Genomic DNA, 719 nt, shown 5'->3' on the forward strand with positions numbered 1-719 from the left:
AGCTTCCTGACCACGACCGGGGGGGAGGGTGTGGATGTGGTCCTCAACGCCCTGGCCGGGGAATTCGTGGACGCGTCGCTGCAGCTGCTGCCCCGTGGCGGTCGGTTTGTGGAGATGGGTAAAACCGACGTGCGGGATCCGGCCGGGGTTGCCGCAGACCTTCCCGGGGTGGTGTATCAGGCGTTCGACCTGTCCGACGCCGGTGTTGACCGGATCGGGCAGATGCTGGGCGAGATCCTGGACATGTTCGCCGCTGACATCCTCCAGCCACTGCCGGTGAGCGTATTCGAGTCAGCTCAAGCAGTGCAGGCCTTGCGCTACCTGCAAGCGGCCCGCCATGTGGGCAAGGTGGTGCTGCGGTTGCCGGCTGGGTTGGATTCGCGTGGCACGGTGGTGATCACTGGTGGGACCGGGGTGTTGGGTGGGTTGGTGGCCCGGCATCTGGTCGCCACGCATGGGGTCAGGCATCTGTTGTTGTTGTCCCGGCGGGGCCCGGCCGCGGCGGAGGCGGCGGAGCTGGTCGCTGATCTGACTGAGCTGGGTGCGCGGGTGCAGGTGGCGGCGTGTGATGTCGCTGACCGGGATGCCCTGGCTGAGGTGTTGGCGGCGGTGCCGGCCGAGCATCCGGTGGTCGGGGTGGTGCACACCGCCGGAGTGCTCGACGACGGGGTGATCGAGGCGTTGACGCCGCAGCGGCTGGAGACGGTGCTGCGGGCCAA

1 protein-coding gene is annotated in these 719 nt (G+C 68.4%); it reads left to right on the forward strand.

Annotated elements, in window-relative coordinates:
- Positions 1-36: 36 nt before the first annotated feature.
- Positions 37-719: SDR family NAD(P)-dependent oxidoreductase (locus ACLQ22_RS31895; RefSeq protein WP_425695583.1), on the forward strand; the 683-nt coding region annotated here is incomplete at its 3' end.

The organism is Micromonospora sp. DT178, assembly GCF_049841695.1.
In the GTDB taxonomy this organism is placed as follows: Bacteria; Actinomycetota; Actinomycetes; order Mycobacteriales; family Micromonosporaceae; genus Micromonospora.